This window comes from Flavobacterium sp. 1355, assembly GCF_017833415.1.
Taxonomy (GTDB): Bacteria; Bacteroidota; Bacteroidia; order Flavobacteriales; family Flavobacteriaceae; genus Flavobacterium.
This window is the reverse complement of sequence record NZ_JAFICC010000001.1, coordinates 196522-217824: the sequence shown is the minus strand read 5'-3', so window position 1 is coordinate 217824 and position 21303 is coordinate 196522. Positions and strand designations below refer to the sequence as shown.

Genomic DNA, 21303 nt, shown 5'->3' with positions numbered 1-21303 from the left:
GTAAATTATAATTTTAAAGTTGCTCCGAAACTAAAAGTTCTGGAAGTTGGGTAACTGGCATAATCAATACCGATAGATTGGTTTCCACCGTTTGGTTTAGGACTGTTGATTAACGGGTCGTAACCTGTATAATTTGTAATGGTAAGTAAATTTTGACCTGTTACATAAAGTGTCAGTCCGTTGATCCATGTCATACCTTTCAGATCAAAATTGTAACCGATACGGGCCGTATTCAATCTGATGAAATCAGACTTTTCTAAGAAAAGTGTCGATAAAGTTGGTGAGTTTGAAGCATTTGCGCCAGATTCATAATAACCTGTAGCAACGTTTCTGTCTGATGCCAAGTTATTTATGTTCAAGGCATTCAAACCTGTATTGTTTAATAAATAACCACCAGTCTGTCCGATTATTGAGAATGAGAATGTAAAGTTTTTATACCTCATATCACTGTTAAATCCGTAATAGAAAGTTGGTAAAGCACCTTCGATAATAACTCTGTCGGCATTATCAATTTTGCCGTCTCCGTTTTGATCTTTAAAAACGTTTGCTCCTTTATCGTCAAAACCGATATGCTCAACCAAATAAAAAGATCCTGCTGCATAACCACTTTTGTAGATATTAGCATTTACTCCAGATTGTCCAGGTCCTGAAATTGTTCCTGAAAGAATTTCTGAAACAGGAAGATCTTCAATTTTGTTATTTAAAGTTGCACCATTCGCATCAATATTCCATGTAAAATCTTTTGTATCAACAACTTTAGAGCCTAACATAATCTCAAAACCTTTATTGATGATTTTTCCCTGGTTAATATTAGTCCAGATTGTAGTAGTTGGACTCAAAGGCGGAGAAGGAACGTTTAGGATTGCATCGGTTGTCGTTTTATTAAAATAATCTACAGTTCCGTACAATTTATCATTCCATAAATTAAAATCAAGACCTACGTTGTATTGTGTCACAACTTCCCATTTCAAATCAGGATTAGCTGTTCTTTTTACAGAAATACCATTTACCAAATTCAGATCATCGTATAAATAATATCCGTCAGCACCCGATAATGAATAACTTGCTTTAGTAAGTTTGTTTTCAACTTCCTGGTTTCCGGTTTGTCCCCAGCTTACTCTTAATTTTAAGTTGTTGATCGTGGCAGAATCCTGAAGAAAACTTTCGTTATTAATATTCCATCCCAAAGCAAATGATGGGAAATAACCGTATTTATTATTTTCACCAAAACGTGTCGAACCGTCAGCTCTCATAGAAGCAGTCAGCAAATATTTGTTATCAAAACTATAGTTAAGTCTTCCAAAATAAGACTGCAATTCATTTTCCTGTGCATAACCGGAAAGTATCGGTAATATTCCTTTTGAACCCGGATCGATTTCAGGTTTTATACCAACTCCTTGTGCATTAATACCTTCAATACTAAAACTTGTACCCGATCTTTCGAATTTTTGATAAGAGAAACCACCCAAAGCTTCAATTTTATGTTTGTCTGATACTGTAGTGCTATAGGTTAAATAATGCTCAACCAATGAATTTTTGGAGTCAAGATTATTCTGAACATATTTTCCTATTTTGTTCAAATCTGTTAAGTTTGGATAAATAGTTGTGTTTCTTTCTGCCATAGAACGGTCAATACCAATATTCAGTTTATATTCTAAACCGTCTATAATTCTCAAAGAAGTTTCTAAATTTCCAAGAACTCTCAAAGTACGTGTCTGATCCTCATAAATACTTAAAAGATAAGCCGGGTTGTAATGAGCATTCATGTTGAAATTGGTATAATTTCCGTTCTCATCAAAAACCGATCTTGTCGGGTTTGCCATTAAGGTATGTACGATCAATTGTCCGTTAGAACCTCCGTCGTCACTTGTTGGTACACCGTCATCTTTAGTTTCACTTGCAGTAAGGTTCATTTTTACTTTCAGACGTTTGTTGTCCAAAAATGATTCTGCTGCATTGATTCTTCCTGAAATACGTTTAAAATTACTGTTACGAATGATTCCTTCCTGATCCATTTGAGCAATAGAAGCGTAATAATTTCCAGTTTCTGTCTGCTTAGAAAAAGACAGCGCATTGTTTGAAGTAACTGCAGTTCTGTAGATTACATCCTGCCAGTCTGTGTTTCCGCCATGGTCAAAATCAGGATCTTTAATAGCACCTCTGTATTGGCTTGCGTTTAAAACATCCAATTTATTGGCCACAGTTGCAATTCCCATATAAGAATCAAAAGTCAATGTTCCCTCCCCTTTTGATCCTTTTTTAGTAGTAACCAAAACAACTCCGTTTGATCCTCTTGCACCGTAAATAGCCGCTGCAGAAGCATCTTTAAGAACTGTAATCGATTCGATATCACTTGTATTCAAAAAGTTTAATGGATTTTTTGCAGATGAAGTTCCAAATCCAACATTACTTCCTGCAGGACTCACATCATCATTTGTCAAAGGCATTCCGTCTACAACAAACAAAGGTGTACTACCGCTTCTGATAGAACCAACTCCTCTAATTGTAACATTTACTCCTGCTCCTGGCTCACCACTTGTGCTTACAACACGTACACCGGCAACTTTTCCCTGAAGTAAATTATCGGCAGAAACGTTTACCCCTTGTTTGAAATTGGCAGCTTCTAATTGTGTAACTGCTCCCGTAACATCTTTTTTAGATTGTTTTCCATAACCCACAATCAATACTTCGCTCAATTCAGAAGTATTTGGCTCTAGTTGGATTGTCATGAACCCTTTTTGAGCTGCTAATGTTTTGGTTTTATATCCTAAATAAGAAACCTCAAGATTTGTTCCTTCATTTACAGAAAGTTCAAATTCTCCATCAAAATTAGTAACAGCACTATTTTTAGTATTGGCTTCTAAAATAGTTACACCCGGCATTGGCACGCCGTTTTCGTCAACAATTTTTCCTTTTACCGTAATTTTTGCTTCTGATTTTGAAGTTTTTACTGCAGTTGTTTTTTGTATTAAAACTAATTTGCCATTAATGTTATAATTGAAATTAGCTTTTTTAGAAAGATCACTCAAAATTAACGCAACAGATTCATTGTTATAATTTACGGTATAAACTGTATTATCTGAAATGATTGCTTGTCCGTAGCTAAATTTATAATCGGTCTGTTTGCTCAATTTTGAAAAAATAGAAACCAAAGTTGCTTTTTCTATTTTATTTTCTACTTTTGATTTTTTAAGAAAATTGTTTGTACTGAAACCGCTTTGAAACGACAGTAATGTCAGGGCTAAAAAGAGTATGCTTTTTAGATTTAAATTGGTAAGTTTAAAATACATGATTTAAGTTATTGGGTTTTTCGATACTTAATTATTAATTGGCAGTTGTTCTCAGCAACTGCTTTTTTTTGTTGTTAATTCACTTGTACTATTTCGTCATATATATTGAATTTTAAGTTTGTGATATAGTTTATTTGCTTTAAAACACTTTCGAGAGAAGCATTCTTTTCAATAAAAACGGTTACGGGCATAGTAAGCACAGCCTGGTTTTTATATTCAAAGGTTACTCCGTATTTGTATTGTAAAATGGTGATTACCTGTTTTAGTGTCGCCTGATTGAGCGTAATATCTTTTGTATACCAATTGATTGAAAGAATTTTATCAACCGGAAGTCTGGTTAGTTTTTTATCCACAAACAAAGCTTGCTGATTCGGGACCAGATCAATACTTTGCCCTTTTGCCGATACATTTACTTTTCCGGTTACGACGATCACTTCGCATTTTGATTTTGAAAACTGAATATGAAAGGAAGTCCCGACAACTCTGGTTTTGATCTCTCCCGACTCGATTATAAAAGGGTGTTTTTTGTCTTTGGCAACTTCAAAAAAAGCATTTCCCTTTAATAAGGAAACATTTCTTTGATTACCATCGAATTTTGCAGGATATTGAAATAAAGAATTTGCTGCCAGATAAATTTTCGAACCATCACTTAATCTGATTGATTTTGGAGATGATGTGGTTTTAAATGTTAATTGTTTTTCGTTTGATGTATCAGGCTTGTAAAAAATTCCTAAACCAACAAGAAAAAGAATACTGGCAGCAGCCATATATTTAAAATAGGGGTTGAAAGTTTTTTTCTTCTCTATTCGAAGCAGAATACTTTCATATATGTTTTTAGAAACTTCGTCGCTGTTGCCCATCGAAGCTTCATCCCATTTTGCATTTTTATATGCTGTAAAAGCAAAATGATCTAATAGATTTTCTTCTGCTTTTGACGTTTTATTCTGAACACTTTTATTTATAAGATATTCTAAACTGTGTCTGATTCTTTTCACCATAATACTTGTTGTTATCTACAAGTACCGGAAATAAGAAATCGTACTATCCGGAAATATTATGAAACCATTAACAGAAAGTTATTTTAAAAAATTTTGATGCAAAATAATATAAGGCGCCATCCAGGCCAGATCTTTCAGGCCTTCGCGTAATTGTTTAAGTCCGGAAGAAATCTGGTTTTTCACGGTTTGTTTTGATAATCCAAGTTCAGATGCAATCTGGTCTATTGACATATCCTGAAATTTATACATCAATAAAACCTCTTTTCTTTTTTCGGGAAGTTTGTCCAATAAAGAGTAAAGCAGATCCATAACCTCAGGATCAATAGAAGTGAAATTATCGATTATATAATCTTCAAATTTGTCTTCTAAAATCGTCTTGTCAAAACGGTTATTCTGATAATGTTTGAAAACCTGGTTTTTTACCGCGCGAAACAAATAAGGTTCAATTGCATTTATGCTGAGTTCTTCCCTTCTCTCCCACAAATCAATAAAAACATCCTGGACAATGTTCTGCGCCAAGTCTTTATCCTGAGTCATCGTATACGAAAAAGCATTTAATTTTTTCCAGTATTCGGTATACGTTTTTTCAAAAGCTTCAGGGTTATTCATAGCAAAATTTACGATTCTTTTATATTGTAAAATAATAAAATGTTATACGAATGTTTTTTGTCTGAAGGTTATCTTTAAATTAAATAAAGGATTTTTTTGCTGTATTTATACTACTTTTTTAATCGAAAAATGATAATCTGTTTGCGATTTGTTTTTTTTAAACTAACATACATATCAAATGTCAATTTTAATTTAGTGATTCCAAAAGTGGCAGTATTCTCAGCTCTTCTTCCCTTTCTCTATTAATACAAACTTCAATTTCAAATCATGAAACAAATTCTGTTTACATTATTTCTTGCGGGCTCTATACATTGCGCTGCACAGATACAGGACGAAAATTTAAAAATAAATCAAATACAGGTAATTGGCTCACACAATAGCTACAGACATGCCATCGAAACAGATTTATTCAATCTGATTCAGGCAAAAGACACTACACGTTCTCTTAAAGGTTTGCAATACACACATATTAGTATTACAGACCAATTAAATAAAGGTTTGCGAAGTCTTGAAATTGATGTTCAGGGTGATGAAAAAGGCGGCAGGTATGCACATCCGAAAGGTTTGGATATGGCAAAATCTGAGGAAGCGTATGATCCGAAGGGAGAAATGAATAAACCGGGTTTCAAAGTTTTTCATATGATTGATATCGATTTTAGAACTTCATGTTATACTTTGCAAAGCTGTCTTGCCGAATTGAAAAAATGGTCTGACGAAAATCCGGATCATGTTCCGGTTTTTATTACGCTGGAACCAAAAGATGATGACAGTTTCTTAGGCACAAAAGCCGAAAAATTTACGCCTGAATTGTTTGATGCTCTAGACAATGAACTTCGCAAAGGTTTAGGAAATAAACTGATCACACCCGATATGGTGCGCGAAAAATACAAAACCCTTGAAGAAGCTGTTCTAAACAACAACTGGCCAACATTGAAAAAAGCAAAAGGTAAATTCCTGTTTATTTTAGATAACAACGGCGCAAAAAGAGATTTGTACGCATTAAATCATCCGTCCCTAAAAGGACGCGCCGTTTTTATAAACGCTGCACCAGGAACACCGGAAGCCGCGGCAATGTTTAGAAATAACGCCGAAGATCCTGAAATTGCAGCGCTGGTAAAAAAAGGATATATCATTCGTACCAGAGCCGATTCTGATACCAAAGAAGCAAGAGCAAATGATTACTCGCATTTTGAAGCTGCAAAAAAATCGGGTGCGCAAATTATTACTACTGATTACTATTTGCCAAGCACTTTTTTTAACTCTTCTTATCAGGTAAAATATGATGACGGCGGTTATGTGAGAGTAAATCCTTTGAAATAGTTTTTTTGTTTCAGGTTTCTTTATAGCCGCGAATTCACGAGTTTTTATCATCAACAAACCTAACAGGTTTTAAAAACCTGTTAGGTTTACTATATGTTTCTTAATCACGAAATTCATCAAATTGGTATCAACAAACCTAACAGGTTTTTAAAACCTGTTAGGTTTACTTCATTACCAAAAGCCTTACTTAACCTCTTTAACTTCTCCGTTTTTCAAATCAACCGTAAAATGATCTGCTGGTACTTCATGCATGAATTTACTAAAGATGCTAAAGAAAAGACACATTTGATTTTTTAAAGGCTCTTTGCTTTCTTTATTATTTTCAGAAAATAATTTGTAGAGCAGTTTATATTGCTGAACTCTCTTCTCTCCTACATCCCTCAAAGCCAACTCGTCTGCACTTCTGAAACGGTAAAAATCTACCAGTAAGTCATAACCATTCCATTTTTTGAAATCAGCTGTTTTCAAATTGTTTTCAGCTACGGTCTTAATTGCTTTTTGCTCTGCAGTTTTCCACTCTGTTTTAAAACTTTCTTTGTTTTTGAGAATTACATCAAAATCTTTGTCTGCCCCGGTATTGGCTAAAATCAATAAATCTTCTCCAGAAACATTCAGGATAAAATCCTTAAAAGCTACAGGCCAGTCATCTGAAAGAAAACGAAGACGAACTAATTCCTTTAAATGAAAATCTGCAAAATCATGGTAATTTTTAGTTTTCAAAATGTCAATATTCCAAATATCTTTGGTTTGTTTGCTTTTAAGAAACTGATATTCTGTTTTATACAAATCAAAAAGTTCATCATAATGCTTAACATTATCTATGGTAATAGTTTGTATATCGATAAGATTATTTTTTTTGATTGTCAATAATTTATAAGCCGGAATATAAGCCGCCAGTGAAGGTGTCTGGATATTGACCAGCGTATTTCCTTTTGGAGAAGTCCTGATCCCGGTATCGTTGATGTGCATGTGGCCGCCAAAATGAATTTTTAATCCCGCATCTGCGAAAGTCTGCGCTACTTCTTCAACAGGAACACGATTTAACTGCCATTTATTGGCGCCAAGTAATTGTTTTATTTCCGCAGAAGCGTCATCATTAAAATCAATCATAGGAAAATGGCTAAATGCAACTAGAGTTTTTCCTTGTTTTTTCGCTTCAAGCGAAATTTCTTCTACCCATTTTATAAGATGTTTTTTATTCGAAAGCACATTATTGTAGCCTGTACTTGCTTCAGAATAATTTTTTGGGTCTTTTGGGTCGGAGGTTGCATTTTTCTTCGGAATATAAACATTTCCGTCAATTGCCATTAACCAGAGTCCTTCAATCGGTTCCACTACATAACTTACATCGGGAACTTCATAACCCGGTGCTACGTCATAAACCCTGTTGGATAATAATGCAGCTTGCTGTGCCTTTTCATACGTATAGTCCTGACTATTGTAAGCTGAAAAAGGTGTTGACCAGAATTTATATTTTTTGTCTGGATAAAATCCGAAATTTTTCAGGTTGTCGGTAATTCCCAAATATCCCATTTTAGCAATATCAGCAGTAATCACAACGGGTTGTTCAAATTCTAAATTTGGTTTGTACAATCCCTCTTTGCTATATATTGGCTGGCTTTTTCCTTCGGTTCCCAGAAAATCCTCTTTTCCCGATTCTTGTGCAAATGGCCCAACCGGATCGTGATTTCCGGTTGTAATGAAAAATGCTATTCCGTATTTTTTCTGATATTCATCTAATATTTTTTCAAGTCCGCGTACGTGAATTGGCTGCCCGTCATCTGTATAATCACCCGGAAGGGCCACAAATTTAATTTTTCTCCTGGCAATATCATCCAGAGCAGCAATAAAAGCAAAATAGTTTTCATTGAAAATTCTCGTAGAATGCAGCTGCGAGGCCATAGTTCTAACCAAAGTATATTTTCCGGTTTTTGGATTGCGGACTCCGCGGTAATCGGTATCAGAAAATTTTCCGAATAAATCCTGCAAATGCACATCAGACAAAAAGGCAACCTGCACATTTGTAAGGTTAGATTGTTTTTGTGCAATAATTACATTTAGGAAAAAGAAAAAAAGAAGGGATGAGAATACATTTTTAACCGAGGTGAACTGAGTCATGGAAGTAGCATTTTTTTTGCAAATACCAAGTTATATTGGCGTATACGTTTATGATCTGCAATTTAATTATTAAAATCCAAAACTGTTTTATGCTATTGTTACCGAATAATAATCTTTTGGAAAACGATTATTTATTAATAGAAATAAGGAGATTAAGTATTTCTTCGGTATTCATAATATAATCGGGAGCAGTATTGGTTATGGCATTATTGGGCATAAATGACATGTCTGCCGTTGTGGGATCCTGAACTATAATAATCCCTCCGGAATTTTGAATACATTTTAATCCTTCGGTTCCGTCACTGTTGGAACCGGATAACAGAATTCCGATTAAAGCATCTCCGTAAATTTCTGCAGCCGACTCAAATGAAACATCTATACTTGGCCTGCTATAGTTTACTTTCTCAGAGGTATCGAGAGAAAATGTTCCGTCTTTTTCAAATAATAAATGATAATTTGATGGCGCCACATACAAAAAACCAGGCAACAAAAGTTCTTTGTCTTCTATTGCTTTTACTTGTATTGTTGTTTTTAATTTTATTAGTTCCTCCAGCGTTAAATCATCGGTACCCCTGCGGTGAAGTACAATAACGAGTGCAAACGAGTTTAAGTAATGAAGGTCAGGAAGAATTTGAAGAAGAGCGTTTAAGGCTCCTGCTGATCCGCCAATAATTACCACTTTGCAGTTTGCTGTTATTTTATTTTCCTCCATATTTTTTCTTTCTCTAACTGTTTGTATTTAGTAGTAGATATAGAATATTTTATTGTTTCTTTTGTTCCTAATGCCAGAAATCCTAAAATAGATAAACTTTCATCAAACAAATTTATAACTCTCTTTTGCAGATTGTTATCAAAATAAATCAAAACATTTCTGCATAATATAAAGTCAAACTCATTGAATGAATTGTCTGAAACAAGGTTGTGTTGAGAGAAAACCATTTTTTCTGACAGTTCTTCATTAAACTTGACGATCCCATAGTTGGCAATGTAATAATCAGAAAAATCTTTTTCTCCACCGGAATCGCGATAATTTTCTGAATACTCTTTCATCATCCGTAAAGGAAAAATTCCCTTTTTGGCGGTTTCAAGAACTTTAGAATTAATATCTGTTGCATAAATAATTGCTTTGTGCAAAAGTCCGGCTTCCTTAAGCATTATAGCCATCGAGTATACTTCCTCGCCGGTTGAGCAGCCTGCATGCCATAAGCGTATAAAAGGTTTTGTGGCCAACTGAGGCAGAATTTCTGTTCGTACCATTTTATAAAAGGCAGGATCGCGAAACATTTCTGTTACGTTCACCGTTATTTCATCAATCATACGCTTATAATATTCCGGATCGTACCTTACTTTTGATAAAAACTCGTAAAAATTTGTAAACCCATCTAATTGATATACTCTGTTGACACGCCTTTTTAGCGATGCCCTGGAGTAATTTCCAAAGTCAAAACCATAATATTCGTAAATATCATTTATTAGGGTTTCTAACTCAATATCTTCAATCATAATATCTTCAAATTTTAGACAAAGCCTGAAGCAGTTTATCTACATCAATAGGTTTCGATATATAATCATCGGCACCCGCTTTAAGGCATTTTTCTTTGTCACCAACCATCGCCTGGGCCGTTACGGCAATAATTAGAGTCTCCTCTCTCAAAGGTATTTTTTTTATTAATGGAATAGCCTCATAACCATCCATTTCCGGCATCATCATATCAATTAGTATTGCATCAATGGCTTCGTCTGTCTGCAATAGTTTTAATGCTTCTTCTGCACTTAAACAAGATAAACAATCGTAGGATTTAGCACGCAATGTGTTTACCAAAGCAAAAATATTTCTTGGATCGTCGTCTATAATTAAGATTCGTTTTTTACCCATTTCTTATGATTTTATTTTATCGTATAACCATACCCTCAACAATGATAATAACTGATCGACATCTACGGGTTTTGTAATATAATCAGAAGCACCGGCTTTAATACATTTTTCTCTGTCACCTGTCATTGCTTTTGCCGTTACAGCAATTAATGGCAGTGACAGGAATTTAGGATTCGAACGTATTTTTTCGGCCGTTTCATAACCATCCATATTTGGCATCATCATGTCTAACAGCACCACATCAGTATCCGGATTTTCCTCTAATACTTTGATGGCTTCTTTTCCGTCAAAAGCAGTGATTACATTCATTTTAAAAATCTCAAGCGCTTTTGTCAGCGAATATATATTTCGCACATCATCATCAACGATCAGGACTTTTTTATCAAGCAGGATATTGTTCAATAAATTAAGTTTGTTATGGCTGTCTTTTTTGTTCTCAGAATTTTTGTTTTCTTCTACTAAATGCAAAAATAATGATACTTCATCCAGCATTCGCTGGTACGAATGGGCCGTTTTTACAATAATAGAATCGGCATATTTCTTAATTTTCACCTCTTCTTTTAATGATAAACTTTTTCCTGTAAATACAATTACCGGAAGATTTTCTAAGCCGGGGCTTTTTTTGACACCATCTAAAATCTGATAAGCCTGTTTGTCGGGAATTCCCATATCGAGGATAACGCAGTCTATTTCTTTTTTATTTAAAGCAACTAAACCTTCTGTAACTTCACTTTTAATCTCTGAATTAATATTATGTGTTTCCAGAAAAAAAGACAGTGCTTTTGCATGTTTTGGATTGTCTTCTATAATTAAAACCTTTTGCGATTCTTTGGTAATAATGCGCTCTATTCTGGTAAAAACTTCGGGGATTTTGTCAAACGCGGCCGGTTTATCAAGGAAATCTATAGCCCCTTTTAATAAACTTTCCTGTTTTAGCTTATGCGATGACATAATGTGAACCGGAATATGTTTGGTCTGAATGTTATTTTTTAATTCTTCAAGAACCTGCCATCCGTTTTTTATCGGCAACTCGATATCCAGTAAAATTCCGACTGGTTTGTACATGATCGCAAAATTTAGCGCATAATCTCCACGAACGGCAACTATGGCTTTGTAACCATTCTTGCGGCTAAAAGCCAGAAGTGATTTTGCAAAACTAATATCGTCTTCGACAATGAGAATTACCCTGTCATGTTCAGAAATTGCATCTCTGTCATCTTCTATTTCATCAGGAATAACAGCTGAAAGATATTTATTTTGGATTTCTCTTACCTCTTTTGCTTCTTCTTCTGTAATTTCAATCGGAGGGGTTTTCTCCACAATCACTTTTTTATTCATCATTCCGTAAACAGGCAGACATAAGGTAAACGTACTTCCTTTTCCTTCTGTACTGTGAAGAATAATTTCTCCTCTTAATAATTTTGCCAGCTCCCTGCTTATTGATAATCCAAGACCAGTTCCTCCGTATTTACGTTTTGTAGAACCATCTGCTTGTTGAAAAGCTTCAAAAATCAATGGCTGTTTGTCCAGAGGAATTCCGATTCCGGTATCTTTTACGATGAAACAAATTATTTTATCATCGTCTTCGTTTATTTTAATTTCTAAACTTACAGATCCTTTTTCAGTAAATTTTATAGCGTTTGAAATTAGGTTTTTCAGGATTTGCTCTAATCTCATTTTATCAGTTTTAATGACAATTGGAGCATCTTTGGAAATAATTTCAAACTTAATATTTTTTTGTTTTGCGACTTCAGAGAATAAATTAGACATTCCATCGGTAATTTCACTAGTCGAAACATCCATGAACTCCAATTCCATTTTTCCGGCTTCGATTTTAGATAAATCAAGGATTTCATCAATTAAACCCAACAAACTGTTTCCGGAACTCTGAATTACTTTTGCGAACTCAATCTCTTCATTGCTCATGCTCTGACTGTTATTTTCAGACAACAATCGGCTCAAAAGCAAAATAGAATTTAAAGGCGTTCTTAATTCGTGTGACATGTTTGCCAAAAACTCTGATTTATAACGTGTTGTAAGTTCAAGCGCTTCAGATTTTTTCTGAATTTCATTGTTTTTTTCTTCCAGTAAAACACTGCGTTCAGAAAGTTCTTCATTCGTTTGTTCCAATTCTTCCTGCTGCACTCTTAACTCTTCTTCAGAAGCCTGTAATTTCTCTGTCTGTGCTTCCAGTTCGGCATTAATTGCTTCCAGTTCGCTATGCTGCATTTTCAGCTCTTCCGATTGCGATTGGGTTTCTTCCAGCAGCTCCATAACACGTTTACGGTTTTGGGTTGATTTTATAGAAATACCAATATTGTTTCCGACAATTCTCAGGAATTCTAATTGAAGATCTGAGAATCCATAGATGCTTGCCAGTTCCAAAGCACCTTCTGCCCTGTTATCGATAAGCGGAACAGCCACAATATGGGTAGGTTTTATTTCTCCCAATGCATAATTGATTTGTATAAAATCGGGAGATAATGATTTTAATTCTAAAATTTTACCTGATACAATTGCCTGGCCAAGCAAACCTTCGCCTTTTATGATTACTTCTCTGCTTTTTGTCGGTATGTAGCTATATCCAGCTGTTGCGTACAATTCGTCTCCTTCGAGGATATACATTACGCCCGCGCTGCTGTTGGTATAGTTGCACAAAAACTCAATAACATCCTTACAAAGCACATTAAGTGGTTTATCACCAAGCATTACATTATTAAGTTTGGCGATACCAGTCTGCAGCCATTCTTTTTCTGATAATAAATTAAAAGAAGTTTTTAGTGAGGCGCTCATATTATTTAATGATTCTCCAACACTGCCAAGCGCATCAGTCTTGGTATCTTCTACCCTTATATCATAATTTCCGCTCGAAATATTAGAAGCTATTGTACTAATTGCGTGTATTCTTTCTGCAGTTTCCCTATCTTTTTTTTCCAGCTCAAGCTGAAGTTCTGTCCGTTCTCTAAAGTCTTTTAAAATCCTGATTAAAAACACAATAGAAATAATAAACGCAATAACAAACGCGACAACGATAAGAGTAATACTGTAAGAACCGTATCGGTCTGAAGTTTCATTTCTTTCTTTTAAAAGAGCCTGTTCGCTGTTTTCAATTCTTCTGAAATAATTTCGTAATTCACTGGTCATTTTTCTTCCTTCGGTAAGGTCAAACGACACAATGTTTTTACCAAGACGTTTTTTTACAATTTGGTTGTTTAAATATTTAAAGAAATTAGAACGCAGTGGTTTTAATTCGTTAATGAGTTTTTGCTGGGCCGGATTGTCCATTGTGAGTTCATCCAGTACATCAAAATAGGCATTTGATTGTGATTCAGACTCATTATATCCTTTTATCAGTTCCTCATCTCCCGTAAGCAGGTAGCCCCGCATTTTGGTCTGTGCGTCTGTAATTGCTGCAGCGCCCTGATTAAGATTGTAAATAACGTCCTGGGTATGATTAACCCAAAAATTACTTTCTAATAAATTTTTAATACTAATGTATGAGGCTGTAGAACTGATGGTAAGAACCAGTAATGAAACCAGCGAGCTAATTAGTAAGTTTCTTCTAAAGTTACTTTTCATAGATTTTAATCCTGTTGTTTAATTCTGATTTTCGTATTTTAATGGAAGGACTATAATGAAACTGGCGCCCTTTCCTATTTGACTTTTAGCGGTTATTAATCCGTTGTGTTTTTCTACGATTTTTTTGGCAATTGCCAAACCAATTCCGGTTCCTTCATAAGTCTGACGATCATTTAAGCTTTGGAAAATAATAAAAATACGATCGAGATAAATTTCATCAAAACCAATTCCGTTATCCGAAACTATAATTCGGCAATATTTTCCGTCAGGCGAGATTTCGCCGTCAAAATCTTTTGTCTTTATTAATTCTGAAGTAATTTCGATAATTGGGGTTTCTGCATTCCCGGAAAATTTGAGAGCATTCCCGATAAGGTTCTGAAATACCTGCCGCAACTGACTCGGAATACTATCTATTGTGGGTAGTCCTCCTGTTTTTACAATTGCATTTTTGCGTTCGATTAAGTAATCAAAGTCCGAAAGAACTTCCTGCAAAACAATGTTAAGGTCGGTTTTTTCGGGTTTAACGTTTGCAGATAACCTTGAATATGCCAGCAAATCTGTAATCAGCGTTTGCATTCGCTCTGCAGACTTTATTGTACGGTCTACATAATCAATTGCTTTTTCGTTTTCTTTTAAATAAAGGTCTTTTATTATTTTTATAAAAATCTGAATTTTACGGATTGGTTCATTCAAATCATGAGAAACTACCCAGGAAAATTGCTGCAGCTCGTGATTTTTGAGCTCAAGTTCTTCATTTTTTAAAACAAGTTCTTTGGTTCTTTCTGCAATTTTGATTTCAAGGTTGTCCTGAGCTTCTTTTCTAATTTTGATTTCTTTTGAAAGTAAGTCTTTCATCACTCTCAATTCGTTTTTCTGCTCGTAAATTTTAATGAATGTTTTTACTTTTAGAATAAGTAAATCTGTATCTACCGGCTTTGTGATATAATCTACCGCACCGGTTTCATATCCTTTGAAGATGTATTTTTTCTCGACGCTTATGGCCGATAAAAAAATCACAGGGATTTCTTTGGTCCTTTTATTTCCCGAAAGAATTTTAACTACCTCAAAACCATCCAGACCGGGCATCTGAACATCCATTATGATAAGACAATAGTTTGTTTTTAAAATTTTCTTTAACGCTTCTTCTCCGGATTCTGCCGTATCGACCTCTATATTATGCAGTTCAAGTGTTTTTTTTAAGGCAATTATATTAGCCTTAATATCATCTACGATTAATATCATTTTATTGGGGTAAAACGTTATTGAAATAAATCTTCAAAATAAAACTAAATTTAAATGGATTTTTTGTTTAAAAACACTATTTTTTGGTAAAAAACAGGTCATAAATCTTCAAATTTATTAAAAAAAAGCCCAACCCCTTTTTATCTTAAAACAAAATTATTTCATAATTCCCATGTTTCGTTTTAATAATCTGTATCTGCAATAATTACTTAGCAGATTAAATCGGGGAAAATTATATTCTTATTTAATTCAATATGATTATTCGTACAAAATCAAAACATTTGATTTTGGATTGCAATGAAAACATCTCTTTCGTGTTAATCTTTATTTCATTGAAGTCAATAAGAATTAAATCATATTCTTAAATTTAAATATGTGAAATAATTTAATCTGAAAAACATGAATATTACTGATGTTGTTGGACTCTTTGCTGGTATATGTGTCACTATATCAGTTATTCCGCAAATTCTTAAGGTTTGGAAAACCAAAAAAGTAAGGCAGATTTCGCTGCTGACTTTTAGTGTCCTTACTTTCGGAATCGCTGTTTGGGTTGTGTACGGAATTCTCAAAAACGATTTGCCAATTATCATTACCAACAGTGTATCGTTATTACTAAATTTGATAATGGTTTATTTTATAATTTATTACGAAAAGGAAAACTGATAAAAATAAAAAAACAGCTTGTTTTTAAGCTGTTTTTTTGGTCTTACAAGTTAAGGTGTATATCAGGCTGTCTTAGCTAACGTATTTTGGGTACTGTTGAGAATATGATATTTCTCTTTAAAAAATCTCGGAAGATAATTTCTTCCGGCATGTCCGATGTTTTGTAGCACTTCAGACACATTTATATTTGAAATTCTTCTGATTTCGTCAATTTGTCTTGATGCCAAATCTATAATTGGTGCAATCATCGTAACATAATTATAACTGTGCTGCATTACTTCAATTTCTACAATACTGTTTAAAATACTTTTTTTAAGAAGTTTTTTAACAACGCCTTTTTGATTATCATTAACGCGTTCAAAATCGGCTAATTTTTCGGCAATCCTTGCATTTTGTACTTTAACATCTATATAATTCCCTGAAGGATTTCTAAACATACTTGTCATTTTGGCAATCATGTCAGTACTATCTTCAACTTTTACTGTAGCTGTCGGAACGCCGATCAATAAAAATCTGACATGCTTGTTTCTTTCAAAATACAGTACATTATTGATAGTTGTATTATTGCTCATGATTCCTGACTGGTCTTTTTTAAGGCTGGTAACAGTTCCGTTTGCACCAAAGCTATGTTTTAAATGACCCTGAGAACAGTATGCAAAAAATACCGGTGCACAATGAAATGATTCAATACTAAAAGTAACATCATCTGAAAAAACCAAATCAAATTGCATGTATGACATTTCATTATCAAAACTCATTCCGCTGATGGTACCTTTTGCCCATTTGTTTTTGATGGCTATATTGTATTCTCCATTTTCAGATGTAAGTGTACCCTCAAAGGAAGTTTCTAAATCGTTAAAAATTGTATTTATTCCTCCGGTATTTAAGTAAAGTTTTTTCATTTCGACTATATTTAAAAAAATATGATTAGTGATAATAACGTACAAAACTCAATAGGCAGTTTTCTTCGTTTTTGATAATTCAAATTTCGTTAATGTTGCAAATCAAAATGTTACAGAATTTTACTGATATATTTCAAAATTTATACTTGAATGAAATTATTTACACGTTTTTAGAATAAAAAAACAGCTACCCGGGTTTAACCCCTGAATAACTGTTCTCCTGCAAAATAATCGTCTGTTCTTTTTTAATTCTAATTTTAATTACTTATTACTCAGATGCAATTTCATTTATGTCTGCATTTTTAGAGTAATTTTTCTTTGGAATATCTTTAAAGAATTCTGCTTCTTCAAGATCCGCTGTAGGACCATATCCTAATAGATGAGTTCCTTTTATATTATCCTTTGTCTCTATTACATATAGAATAGACATATCATCGGGATTGCTCATCCCTTCATATCGGTGATGGGCAACGATAAAAATATCTTCGGGGTTATAAGCAACCTTTGTATTGGTATCGATTAAGGCCGCGCCATCAAACAAAAAATTACTTGTATAACCTTCATCCTGATATTTTTTTATATAATCGGTTTCTTTTTTTGAATATTCGTTTTTCATGACCTCTATTTTTAAGTTAGATTTCCTTATTAGCTAATATTCAAATTTCATCATTCAAATCTGTTAATCTTAACTCAATAGATTTAAATTTTGCCTCATAAAAAATCTAAAATTTAGCTAAAACATAAAAAAATATTCCCAATAACGATTTACAACTATAACATTATCAATTACTTAAATGCATTTCTCTCATAATTATATTTTTAAATCAAATAATTTATTTTAATTTTATTTAAAATACCAATATAACCGACGGCAAAAAAATCCTTTAATAATTAGTACATTTATTACAGGCAATTAATGATTTGAAAGCTGTTGCTAAAAAAGAAAAAAACAAATTTCATGGCGTATATAGATCACGACTTTTTTTCAAAAGGAGGCGAAATGGGAGCGTTAATGCGTGCCAAAGATTGGGACCAAACCCCTATTGGCCCTGTTGAGAAATGGCCACAAAGTTTACGAACTACATTGGGAATTCTATTAAACTCAAAATTTCCGATGTTTTTATTTTGGGGCGAAGAATTAATTTGTTTTTATAATGATGCCTATCGTCCAAGTCTAGGAAAAGATGGTAAACATCCCTCTATTTTAGGACAAAAGGGAGAGGAAGGCTGGCCCGAAATTTGGGATTTCATAAAACCTCTCATTGATCAGGTCCTTACAGAAGGTGAAGCGACCTGGCACGAAGACCAATATTTACCTATATATAGAAACGGGAAAATTGAAGATGTTTACTGGACTTTTAGTTATAGTCCTGTTAATGACGAATCGGGCAAACCGGCCGGAGTTTTGGTAATCTGTAATGAAACAACCGAGAAGGTAAAAATAGTAAAAGAGCTAGAAAGCAGCACTATACGTTATCGCAATAACCTTTTGCAGACTCCAAGTGCCATGTGCGTTCTTAGAGATTCTGACTATAAGGTTGAAATTGTAAACAATCTGATGCTTGAAATTTGGGAAAGAAATGAGCATGAGGTAGTTAATAAACCCATTTTTGAAGCATTGCCGGAAGCTACCAATCAGGGGCTGGAAGAAATTTTACTGAATGTTTATACTACAGGAGAACGGTTTACTGCTTCTGAACGTTTGGTGCGCCTGACCCGAAAAGGAGAAATTGTAGATACTTATATTAATTTTGTTTACGATGCATTAAAAGAACATGATGGTACTATTTCTGGTATTGTAGCTGTTGCGAATGATGTTACTGCACAGGTAGAAGCCCGAAAAAAAGTAGAAGATGCAGAAGAAAGAGCAAGACTTGCAGGAGAAATTGCAGAAATTGCCACCTGGGATTTGGATCTTCCGACGCAGGCATTAATTTATTCTGAAAATCTGGCAACAATTTTTGGTCATGATAAAAGCAGTAAATTACTTCGAACCGATCTGCACAAACAAATTCATCCCGATGATTTTCACATATTACAAAAGGCATACAAAATGGCACTTCAGACGAGTGTTTATAAATATGAATCGCGCATCATCAAACCCGATAACTCTATTGCCTGGATAAGGGCTCACGGAAAAATATTTTTTGACGAAAATAGCACGCCGTTAAAAATGATTGGTACTGTCATGGATATTACCGATGAGAAAAACCGTCAGCAGATTTTGATGAAAAGTGAAGAAAAATTCCGTCTTCTGGCAGATTCTATGCCGCAACAAGTCTGGACAAGTGATGCACTTGGCAATTTGAATTATTTTAATAAATCTGTATATGCTTATGCAGGATTAGCCCCAGAAGCAGTCGATAAGAATGACTGGTTAAAAATTGTGCATCCTGATGACCGTGAAGCAAATATAAATGCCTGGATGGAAGCTGTAAATTCAGGAAATGATTTTTTATTTGAACATAGGTTTCGTCGACATGACGGACAATACCGATTGCAACAGAGCCATGCAACGGCACAAAAGGATGAAGATGGAAACATACAAATGTGGGTAGGAACCAGTACGGATATTCAGGATCAGAAGGATTTTACCGATCATCTGGAAAGAGAAGTTTCTGAACGAACTGCCCAGCTGGAAATTAAAAATAAGGATTTGATTAATATGAATATTGAATTGCAATCCTTTGCTTATATTTCAAGTCATGATTTGCAGGAACCTTTGAGGAAGATTCAAACTTTTGCAAGCCGTCTTGCCGATTTAGATGAACAGAATATTTCGGCGAAAGCCAAAACTTACCTAAACCGTATTGAAGTCTCTGCCAAAAGAATGCAGACATTGATTCAGGATCTCCTCACCTATTCGAGAACAAATTCTGCAGACAGGGTTTTTGTTAAAACAAATCTTGATGAAATTGCTGAGGAAGTTACGAGTGATTTTTCTGAACGGATTGAAGAAACAAATGCTGTTGTTCATTTTGATCCTTTGGGTGAAGTGACTGTGATACCGTTTCAATTCAGGCAATTACTGCATAATTTGATAGGCAACTCATTAAAATTCTCAAAAAAAGACGAGGCTCCCTATATTGAAATTACTGCAAAAAGGGTTTTAGGCAGCAAATTGGACATCAAGGTTAATTATCCTGAAAAAATATACTACTGTCTAAAAGTAACTGATAACGGGATTGGTTTTGATGCTGAATATAATGAAAGAATTTTTGAAGTTTTTCAGCGATTAAACACTGAAAATGAATTTTCGGGAACCGGAATTGGCCTGGCTATCGTAAAAAAGATTGTCGAAAACCATAAAGGTATAATTAAGGCTCACAGTGAGAAAGGTAAAGGTGCAACTTTTGAAATTTATATTCCTGAATTATAATAATAAAAAACGCCAGACTTATCATCTGGCGTTTGTATTTTATGCTTTGTAAACAAAATTTTTAGGATCCGGAATAAATTTTTTCCAGTCTATTTCTAAAACGTACTCTATAGATTTTACGATATCTTTCATTAAAACCGGCTTTGTTATAAAAAAATTAGCCCCAAGTTTACGGCATTTTTCTATAATGCCCGGTTCGCTCGAGGTTGAAAAAATCACAACCGGAATATCCCTTTTTTCTTCAGAACTTCTAAGCTCAGCCAAAACATCAAATCCGTTTTTGCCTGGCATATTCAAATCTAAAAAAACAACATGTGGTGTTGGCGGCGGGTTATAAATTGCGGTCAGCAATTTCTCGCCTCCGTTGTATGTTTTAAGCTCTATTTTTTTAGATATAGATTCTACAGCATCGGTAAAGATGCTCAAATCATCTTCATCATCATCTGTATAGAATATGGTGAGGTCTATCATTGCTTTTTTTCAAATGAATTTTCGAATCAAAGATAATTGAAATAAATTATATTTAACAATTTGTTTTTTATGTTGGTAAGGCAAAAAAAATTGAAATATCATAATTAATAAGTAAAATTCTATAACCTATACAGGTATAAAAAAACCAACTTTGTTGTAATCAACTTTTTATACTGCCATCAGTGCAGAATCGATTGTTATAAAAACAACTAATTTAATTAAATATATTAAAAAACATAAGTTATGGGAGATCATAAAGACCTTACAGATGAACTTGCTGCAGATAAAATAAAAGATCTTGCAGAAGATATAAAAACGTGTATGTTTTGCAGTTATAAGGAAACCAAATTGCAATCGAGACCAATGACAGTTCAGAAAATTGATGAACTGGGAAATTTATGGTTTTTGTCTGACAGAAATAGCAGCCAAAATGCTGAGATTACCCAAAATCCACAGGTAGAAATCTTTTTTGCTGCACCGCATGATAAGTTTTTGACTTTGCATGGTAATGCTACCATTCTTTATAAAAGAGAAATTATTGAGGAATTGTGGGATCCTATTGTAAAGGTATGGATGCCGGGCGGTATTGACGATCCGAATCTTAGTGTTATTAAGGTAGTTCCCGAAGATGGTTATTACTGGAATAACAAACATGGAAAAGTAATAGCTATTGCAAAAATGACAGCTGCTTTTGTAACCGGAAAAACAATGGATGACGGTATTGAAGGATCATTGGAATTATAGATTCTGATCGGGATAAAAAAGATAAGTGATATAAGTTGAACAGAGTCAAAATAATATTTTGATATAAAATTAACTTATATCACTTATCTTTTTTTTATGTTTAAAAATCTCT

16 protein-coding genes are annotated in these 21303 nt (G+C 34.0%); 4 read left to right on the top strand and 12 right to left on the bottom strand.

The window, feature by feature from the left end; genetic code table 11:
• Positions 1-5 precede the first annotated feature (5 nt).
• The 3 genes from JOD96_RS00965 to JOD96_RS00955 all read right to left on the bottom strand — a co-directional run bounded on the left by JOD96_RS00965 (position 6) and on the right by JOD96_RS00955 (position 4897).
• Positions 6-3290, bottom strand: coding sequence for a SusC/RagA family TonB-linked outer membrane protein (locus JOD96_RS00965; protein WP_209562396.1), 3285 nt, complete (start codon positions 3288-3290; stop codon positions 6-8).
• A 74-nt stretch (positions 3291-3364) separates the two neighbouring features.
• The gene (locus JOD96_RS00960) at positions 3365-4288 is read right to left on the bottom strand and encodes a FecR family protein (protein WP_209562395.1); all 924 of its coding nucleotides are present in this window, start codon (positions 4286-4288) and stop codon (positions 3365-3367) included.
• 78 nt (positions 4289-4366) lie between these two features.
• Entirely contained in the window at positions 4367-4897 is a 531-nt protein-coding gene (locus JOD96_RS00955) for an RNA polymerase sigma-70 factor (RefSeq protein WP_209562394.1), read from the bottom strand.
• Positions 4898-5164: 267 nt separating this feature from the next.
• Here JOD96_RS00955 and JOD96_RS00950 point away from each other — a divergent pair, with 267 nt between their 5' ends.
• Positions 5165-6217, top strand: a complete 1053-nt coding sequence (locus tag JOD96_RS00950) for a phosphatidylinositol-specific phospholipase C1-like protein (protein WP_209562393.1) — start codon at positions 5165-5167, stop codon at positions 6215-6217.
• Between the two features lie 183 nt (positions 6218-6400).
• Here JOD96_RS00950 and JOD96_RS00945 read toward each other — a convergent pair whose 3' ends face one another.
• From JOD96_RS00945 to JOD96_RS00920, 6 genes are all read right to left on the bottom strand, one after another.
• Complete coding sequence (locus tag JOD96_RS00945; protein WP_209562392.1) at positions 6401-8335, bottom strand: metallophosphoesterase family protein; 1935 nt, start codon at positions 8333-8335, stop codon at positions 6401-6403.
• 127 nt (positions 8336-8462) lie between these two features.
• On the bottom strand, positions 8463-9047 hold the full coding sequence (locus JOD96_RS00940) for a chemotaxis protein CheB (RefSeq protein ID WP_209562391.1): 585 nt from the start codon (positions 9045-9047) through the stop codon (positions 8463-8465).
• Positions 9029-9838: a CheR family methyltransferase gene (locus tag JOD96_RS00935; protein WP_209562390.1), complete on the bottom strand. Its 810-nt coding sequence runs from the start codon at positions 9836-9838 to the stop codon at positions 9029-9031. Before JOD96_RS00935 ends, JOD96_RS00940 begins: the two co-directional genes overlap by 19 nt.
• A gap of 7 nt (positions 9839-9845) precedes the next feature.
• Positions 9846-10211 carry a response regulator gene (locus tag JOD96_RS00930; RefSeq protein WP_209562389.1) on the bottom strand — a complete coding sequence of 122 codons (366 nt, stop codon included), beginning with the start codon at positions 10209-10211 and terminating at the stop codon, positions 9846-9848.
• Between the two features lie 3 nt (positions 10212-10214).
• Positions 10215-13790 (bottom strand): response regulator, encoded by a 3576-nt coding sequence (locus tag JOD96_RS00925; protein ID WP_209562388.1) that lies wholly within the window; start codon positions 13788-13790, stop codon positions 10215-10217.
• Positions 13791-13808: 18 nt separating this feature from the next.
• Positions 13809-15032 (bottom strand): response regulator, encoded by a 1224-nt coding sequence (locus JOD96_RS00920; RefSeq protein WP_209562387.1) that lies wholly within the window; start codon positions 15030-15032, stop codon positions 13809-13811.
• Positions 15033-15431: 399 nt separating this feature from the next.
• Between JOD96_RS00920 and JOD96_RS00915 the strand changes: the two genes are divergently transcribed.
• On the top strand, positions 15432-15695 hold the full coding sequence (locus JOD96_RS00915) for a SemiSWEET family sugar transporter (protein ID WP_209562386.1): 264 nt from the start codon (positions 15432-15434) through the stop codon (positions 15693-15695).
• Positions 15696-15757: 62 nt separating this feature from the next.
• On the opposite strand, the gene JOD96_RS00910 is transcribed toward JOD96_RS00915, so the two are convergent.
• Positions 15758-16597, bottom strand: a complete 840-nt coding sequence (locus JOD96_RS00910) for a hypothetical protein (RefSeq protein WP_209562385.1) — start codon at positions 16595-16597, stop codon at positions 15758-15760.
• Between the two features lie 268 nt (positions 16598-16865).
• The gene (locus JOD96_RS00905; protein WP_209562384.1) at positions 16866-17213 is read right to left on the bottom strand and encodes a hypothetical protein; all 348 of its coding nucleotides are present in this window, start codon (positions 17211-17213) and stop codon (positions 16866-16868) included.
• A gap of 342 nt (positions 17214-17555) precedes the next feature.
• Between JOD96_RS00905 and JOD96_RS00900 the strand changes: the two genes are divergently transcribed.
• Complete coding sequence (locus tag JOD96_RS00900) at positions 17556-19976, top strand: PAS domain-containing protein (protein ID WP_209562383.1); 2421 nt, start codon at positions 17556-17558, stop codon at positions 19974-19976.
• Between the two features lie 39 nt (positions 19977-20015).
• Here JOD96_RS00900 and JOD96_RS00895 read toward each other — a convergent pair whose 3' ends face one another.
• Positions 20016-20447 (bottom strand): response regulator, encoded by a 432-nt coding sequence (locus JOD96_RS00895; RefSeq protein ID WP_209562382.1) that lies wholly within the window; start codon positions 20445-20447, stop codon positions 20016-20018.
• A gap of 243 nt (positions 20448-20690) precedes the next feature.
• On the opposite strand from JOD96_RS00895, the gene JOD96_RS00890 reads away from it, so the two are divergent.
• The gene (locus JOD96_RS00890; RefSeq protein ID WP_209562381.1) at positions 20691-21191 is read left to right on the top strand and encodes a pyridoxamine 5'-phosphate oxidase family protein; all 501 of its coding nucleotides are present in this window, start codon (positions 20691-20693) and stop codon (positions 21189-21191) included.
• The last annotated feature ends 112 nt before the right edge of the window (positions 21192-21303 follow it).